The following is a 6136-nucleotide window of genomic DNA, read 5'->3' as shown; positions in this document are numbered from 1 at the left end:
GCTACCTCGCCGGAGCCCTGGGACGAACCCCATGCTGTAAGAGGCGTTGAACGTCATCGCGTACAGGAAGCCACCGGCCCCGGCCAACAGGCCGCCGAGCACGAACGTGACGATGATGATGCGTTCGACGTTCACGYCCATGAGAACCGCGGTGTCGGCGTCCTGGGCCACCGCGCGGATGCCCTGCCCGAGCCGGGTCCCCRCGACCAGCCGGTCCAGTCCGACCAATATCGCGATCGCGACCGCGAAGATGACCAGCGACTGGGTGGAGACGTCCGCTCCGAACAGCGTGAACACCGTTCCGTCGGTGAACAGGTCGGGCAGGGCCACATTCTGCCGGCCGAACTCCTTGCCGGCAAGGTTCACCGCGAACAGCGAGGCCCCGATGGCGCTGATGAGATAGGCCAGCCGGGGGGCGGAACGGCGCCGCAGCGGCCGGTACGCCACCCGTTCGAGCGTGAAGGCGGCGAGCCCGCCGCAGATCGCGCCGGCGCCGAGGCCCATGGTCACCAGGCCCACCGATTCGAGGCCGCCCGGGACCGAGCCGTCCCCGGGCAGCAGGGCGCGGGCGGCGAACAGCCCGCCGAAGGATCCCAGCATGAAGACCTCGCTGTGCGCGAAGTTGATGAGCTGGAGGACCCCGTAGACGAGGGTGTACCCGAGCGCGATGACCGCGTACAGGGAGCCGACCGTCAGACCGTCGACGGTCAGCTGCCAGAACTGGTCGAGGAAACCCATCCGTGTGCCTCGTTCACCACCAGGCGAAGCGGTGGCCGGACGTCCCACCCCCGGCCACCGCCCGCACCGACATCAGGACTTGACCAGGTTCGCGATGTTGCCGAGAACGGTGATCTGTCCACCCTTCACCTGGTAGACGAACACGTTGGAGCCCTTGACCTCGCCGTTGGGCTCGAACACCACGGTCTTGGTGATGCCGGGGAAGTTCACGGAACCGAACGCGCCGGTCACGGACTCCCGGGTGACGTCCTTGCCGAGCTTCTTGAAGACGTCCGCGAGGGCGAGCGTGGCGTCGTAGGCCTCACCGGAGTAGGTGCCGGGCTTCGTCCCGTTGTTGACCTTCTTGTAGGACGCGACGAAGGACGCGGCCTTCGGGTCGGTGTTGGCGTCGCCGCAGGGGCAGGTGAGGTAGGCACCCTCGGCCGCGGCGGCCCCGGCCTGCGCGACGTACTGCGGGTCGAGCGAGCCGTCACCGCTGATGATCTTTCCGGTGAAGCCCTTGCCCTTCAGCGCCTTCGACAGCAGCGCGAACTCGGGGTAGTAGCCGGAGTAGTAGAGGACCTCGGGCGCGGCAGCGATGATCTTCGTTGCCTCGGAGGTGTAGTCCTTGGTCGGGTTGATGCCGTCGTGGGTCGCGTTGACACCCTTGGCTTTGAGCTCGGCCTCCAGCGCACCCGACAGGCCCGTGCCGTACTCGCTCTTGTCGTCCAGCGAGTACACCTTCGTCGCCTTGAGCACCGTGGCGATGTAGTCGGCCGCGGCCTTGCCCTGCACGGTGTCCGGGGCGATGACCCGGTAGAAGGTCTTGAAGCCCAGGGTGGTGAGCGCGGGGTTCGTCGCCGACGGGCTCACCGACAGCAGCCCGGCCTGGGTGTAGGCCGGCTCGCTCGCCTTGGTGGCGCCGGAGAACATCGGGCCGACCACCGCGACGACCTTGGAGTCATCGATCAGCTTCTGGGCTGCCGTCGGGCCCTGATCCGGCGAGCCGCCATCGTCGGATTCGACGAGCTTGAGCTGGAACGGCGCGCTCGCATCCGCGTTGACCTCGGCGATCGCCGTCCGGACGCCGTAGAGGGCGTTCAGACCGAGCTGCTGGCTGTCGCCCGAGAGAACTCCCTGGAAGCCGATCGTGATGGTCTGCTTCCCGTTCGAGGACGAACCACTGTCACTTCCACAGGCCGCCGCGGTCAACGCCACGGTCGCGGCAAGGGCTATCGCTCCCAGGAGCGGGCGCCTACCCATGCAATTCCTCCTCCGGTCCCGCCAGACCCGACTCCGATGCCATGGCCCGGCCCAGTCACCCCGACGCGCCCGGCCCGCGAGCCGGTGCGCCACCGCATAGAGAATGACGTGCTAACCAGCATCAATTCGCACCACCCCCCGGATGGACGGGGCGGCGCACGGTTACACACCGGCACGATCCCGCGGAACCCGGCACCTCAGCATGGCTATGCCCAGACCGCCGGGCTGGTGCCCAGCTGTGCCGGCGGGGAGCTCCAGCTCGGCGCGACGCCGGCCACGGTGGCGGCCGGGCGGATGTACGACAGGGGTCCGAACTCGCTGTTCATCGTGGCGCAGAACTCCTCGGCCTCCTCCCGGGTCGGGTCGGGGAGCGCGAGCGTGTCGTGGTGTCCCAGCCCCTGCAGCCAACGACCGGTCCGGGTCAGGGACACACCGACGTGCCAGCTGCCCCCCTCGGTCGCCCGGCGCGCMAGCGCGTCCAGCACCCCGTAGACGGTGAGGTAGCCAGTCGAATGATCAAGGGCCTGTGCCGGCAGCGGCACGGGGCGGTCGGACCGGGTCACCGCCGCGGCGGCGGTCGCGATGCCGGACGCGGTCTGGACCAGACTGTCGAACCCGCGCAGACCGCTCCAGGGGCCCTGCCGTCCATACGCGGTGATGGTCGCGCAGACGATGCCCGGCCGGATCCTGGCGACCGCCTCCGGGCCGAAGCCGAGCCGGTCGAGGGCCATCGGCCGGTAAGCCTGGAGCACCACGTCCGCCGAGGCGATCAGCTCGCGCAGCCGGCGGGCGTCCGCGGTCACCCGCAGGTTGAGGAAGGCGTTGCGCTTGCCGAACCCGGTGTCGACGAGCACCGTGTGCACCTCCGGCAGGTGGGCGGCGCCGACCCGCAGGACGTCGGCTCCGTAGGCGGCCAGCGTGCGACCGGCGACGGGACCGGCAATGACCCGGGTCAGGTCGAGCACCCGCAGACCCGCGGCCGGCGTCTCGGCCGGGGGCGCGGCGAGCGCCGGGCCGTCGCCGAGCCGGCGCACCTCGACGAGGGGAAGCTCGTCAACCGCCCGGGCCTGCCGGTGCTCGCGCCACTCCCGCTCGCTACGGGCCATGCTGGCGCACAGACCCATGGCGTGCAGCTCGAGTTCCAGCGGCTCGGCCTCGAAACGGCGGATGACCCGTTCGACGGCGGCGCGCTCGCCCGGCGTCCCAAGAAGATCCAGGATCCCGTTGCGGTGGTGCGGGAAGTTGCAGTGCAGCTGGATCCACCGGTCGTCCCCGGTGCGGTAGTACCCGGAGATCGGGTCCCACGGGCTCGGCGGTGGCTTGCCGGCCACTCGCAGGTACCGTTCGCTGCGGAAGACCGCACTCGCGTGACGAGTGTCCACGGTGACCTCCGGCGGGGCCCCGCCGCCGCGGGCCGCGAGCAGGCGGCTAGCCCCGACGGCCGCGGCCGCCACCGACGCGGTCGCCACCGTCGTCACCCGGTAGAGGCTGGGCAGGACGTCGGCGGGTCCGGTCACGGTCAGCCGCTCGGCGATGTCCGGATCCTGTACCAGCGACGCGACCTCGGTGACAATCTCCGAGTTCTGCCGTTGCCCCATCCACCCATCCTGTCCCACCCTGGTGTGYACGCGGCGCCCCGAGCGCGCCGTCGGCCGAACCGGAATGAGGCCGGCACGCCCGATAAGACGATCCTGAGAGCCAAGAGCCACAACGCACAGAAAATCCTATTTTGCCGCTGTCCCGGCCTCCCGACTCGCGCTCGCCCCGGGCCGTCCAAGGCCCATTCTGGTCATGTGTAGGTACTTTCGCCATGACACCGGGCTCGCGGCCRCCCGGTCGGGTGGTCGGCAATGGCAGGAGACACCCCGATGCGCGTGCAACGCTCGCTGTACGAGGTGCTGGACGTACCGCCCAGCGCCACCGCCGAGCAGATCCGGYATGCCTACCGCGTGGCCGCCCGCCGCACCCATCCCGACGCCGGTGGTTCGTCACCGGCCTTCGATCGGGTCACCCTCGCCTACCGCGTTCTCGGCGACCCCGACCGGCGGCGCCGCTACGACCTGCGCCTCGCCGCCGGCACGCCTCACCCGTCCGCGCCGCGCCRATCATCACCGGGCCCATCCGCGCCGGGCCGATCATCACCGGGCCCATCCGCACCGGGCCCGGGTGCACCGGGCCCGGGTGCCGATCCGATGGTCCGTCGCCGCTACCTCGCCCTGATGCTGGTGGCGCTGACCCTGTTCATCTCGGCAGGCACCGTGGTGCGGCTGTACTCCGTGACCGCCGCCATGATCATGATGGTGGTCGCGGCGATGATCCCGCCCGTCGCGGTCACCGTGGCGAGCCGTCCCCGTCGGGCGCCTTCCGACCCCCGTCCCCGAGCAGGCGAGGACCGGGGCGTCCGCGCCGACCGCACTCCCCCGCCCGGATCAGACCGGTAGCCGCACGCGTAGGGAACCGGCCGGGCGCCCGCCGCCGAGCACCGTGGGCGCCCCGAGCACGGCGAGCTGGGCGAAGTCGAGCTCCTGGTGCCCGGGGGCGTCCGGACCGGGAAGAGCACCCAGGCGGGTCAGCACGGCCAGCGCGACCGGGACGCCGGGCCGCCCGCTCCCATCCGCGATCTTGACCGCGACCGCGTGACCCTCGGACGTCGCCACCACCGTGACACCCTCGGCGCCGTTCTTCGCGACGACGCCGGGTACCGCCCGCATCAGGTCGGTGTCGGACCGGCCAACACCCCCGATCAGCTCGGGATGCGCCCGCATGGCGTTGATGACCCGCCGCTCGGGGCCGCCCGGCGCGGCCCGGACCATCGCCCGCAGCCCGCGAGCCAGGCCCGTGAGCGAGAACGCGAACAACGGGGCCCCGCACCCGTCCACGCTGGTCGCGACGATCTCCTCACCGATCAGCTCCTCGATCGTGCGCCGGATCACCTGCTGCAACGGATGATCGGGGTCGGTGTAGTTCTCGATCGGCCAGCCGGCCGCCACGCAGCAGGCGATCATCCCCGCATGCTTGCCGGAGCAGTTCATCAGCACCGGCTCCGCGCGGCCCCCGGCGCGAAGGTGCGCCTGGGCCGCGGCCGGGCCCAACGGAAGATCGGCGGGACAGCGCAGGGTGTCGACGGAGACGCCCGCTACCGAGAGGATCTCCAGCACCCGCGCGAGATGCACCGGCTCGCCGCTGTGGGAACTGGACACGATGGCAAGCAGGTCACCGGGGATCTCCCGGCTCAGGAAGATGCCGTCCAGCCCGGCACGAAGCATCGCGGCGGCCTGAAGGGGCTTGACCGCCGATCGGGGGAAGATCGGGTGGTCGGGCACGCCGACGGTGAGCGCGCTGTCCCCATCCCGACCGAGGCCGATGACGGTGCCGTGATGGCAACTCTCCACGAACGGCGCACCGCCGCGCAGCCCCCGGACAACCTCGGYGACCACCTGCGGGCCCTCCGGCGGCTGCATACAGCCAGCGTACGTCGGGCCTTCTCCCGCTCACCCGTTCTCGCCATCCGCCGAATCCGACGCTCGCCTCACGGCGGCCGCATATCCTGGTGCCGTGCCTGCCTACGACTACCGCTGCCGGGTATGTGACGCATCGTTCGAGGTTCGCCGCAGCATGCACGAGTCCGTGCCGGACAGCGCGGTGAGCTGCCCCTCCGGACACACCGAGACCTCGCGGATCTTCTCTGCGATCGCCGTCAGCCGCGGCTCGGCCACGCCGGCTCCGGCTATGGCCTCGCCGTCCGCCGGCGGGGGCGCGTGCTGCGGCGGCGGCTGCTGCGGCTGACGCCACCGTTCATCCTGACGCCACCGTTCATCCGCGGTGACGATGGATGCCCGCGGCCTGCGATTTCGTCGGCCCACGCGCCGCCCGGGTCCGCGGGCCGACATCCACCTGACGGTCCCGCTGGCCGCCGCACGCGGCGGCCCGGTCCTCCACCAGCCGCCGTCGCAACAGCCGCAGGGTATCTTCCCGCTCCGTCTGATCCAGACCGRCTACGAGGGTCTGCAGCAGATCACCTGATCCGGGTCGTTGGTCGCCATAGCCGAACCCACTCGTACCCATGGGCGTGTCCTACCCAGGCCACCGGCGTGTCACGCAGTCCCGGGCCCACGGGAACAAGGCACCGGGCCACCGGCGTCTCCGCCGCACCCCC

The 6136-nt window shown here is 71.2% G+C and carries 7 protein-coding genes; 2 read left to right on the top strand and 5 right to left on the bottom strand.

Going from position 1 to position 6136, the window contains the following annotated elements:
* The 3 genes from KBI5_RS13895 to KBI5_RS13885 form a co-directional block, all read right to left on the bottom strand.
* The coding region (locus KBI5_RS13895) for a branched-chain amino acid ABC transporter permease (protein ID WP_085015476.1) at positions 1-738 on the bottom strand (738 nt) is incomplete at its 3' end.
* Between the two features lie 72 nt (positions 739-810).
* On the bottom strand, positions 811-1980 hold the full coding sequence (locus KBI5_RS13890; protein WP_011434806.1) for a branched-chain amino acid ABC transporter substrate-binding protein: 1170 nt from the start codon (positions 1978-1980) through the stop codon (positions 811-813).
* Between the two features lie 206 nt (positions 1981-2186).
* Positions 2187-3578: a CoA transferase gene (locus KBI5_RS13885; protein WP_011434805.1), complete on the bottom strand. Its 1392-nt coding sequence runs from the start codon at positions 3576-3578 to the stop codon at positions 2187-2189.
* Positions 3579-3848: 270 nt separating this feature from the next.
* On the opposite strand from KBI5_RS13885, the gene KBI5_RS13880 reads away from it, so the two are divergent.
* Positions 3849-4421: a J domain-containing protein gene (locus KBI5_RS13880; protein ID WP_241882891.1), complete on the top strand. Its 573-nt coding sequence runs from the start codon at positions 3849-3851 to the stop codon at positions 4419-4421.
* Here the strand turns inward: KBI5_RS13880 and KBI5_RS13875 are convergent.
* Positions 4410-5417: an asparaginase gene (locus KBI5_RS13875; RefSeq protein WP_241882889.1), complete on the bottom strand. Its 1008-nt coding sequence runs from the start codon at positions 5415-5417 to the stop codon at positions 4410-4412. The genes KBI5_RS13880 and KBI5_RS13875 overlap by 12 nt on opposite strands.
* Before the next feature lie 118 nt (positions 5418-5535).
* Here KBI5_RS13875 and KBI5_RS13870 point away from each other — a divergent pair, with 118 nt between their 5' ends.
* On the top strand, positions 5536-5766 hold the full coding sequence (locus KBI5_RS13870) for a zinc ribbon domain-containing protein (RefSeq protein WP_011434802.1): 231 nt from the start codon (positions 5536-5538) through the stop codon (positions 5764-5766).
* A 27-nt stretch (positions 5767-5793) separates the two neighbouring features.
* On the opposite strand, the gene KBI5_RS13865 is transcribed toward KBI5_RS13870, so the two are convergent.
* Positions 5794-6045: a hypothetical protein gene (locus tag KBI5_RS13865; RefSeq protein ID WP_085015473.1), complete on the bottom strand. Its 252-nt coding sequence runs from the start codon at positions 6043-6045 to the stop codon at positions 5794-5796.
* Between the last annotated feature and the right edge of the window lie 91 nt (positions 6046-6136).

The organism is Frankia sp. KB5 (assembly GCF_002099325.1).
Taxonomy (GTDB): domain Bacteria; phylum Actinomycetota; class Actinomycetes; order Frankiales; family Frankiaceae; genus Frankia; species Frankia casuarinae.
Note: the sequence above shows the minus strand (reverse complement) of the source record. Positions and strands in the feature narration are given on the sequence as shown.

Coding starts and splice junctions, on each gene's coding strand:
- KBI5_RS13890 (WP_011434806.1), bottom strand. CDS start 1,980: ATGGGTAGGCGCCCGCTCCTGGGAGCGATAGCCCTTGCCGCGACCGTG.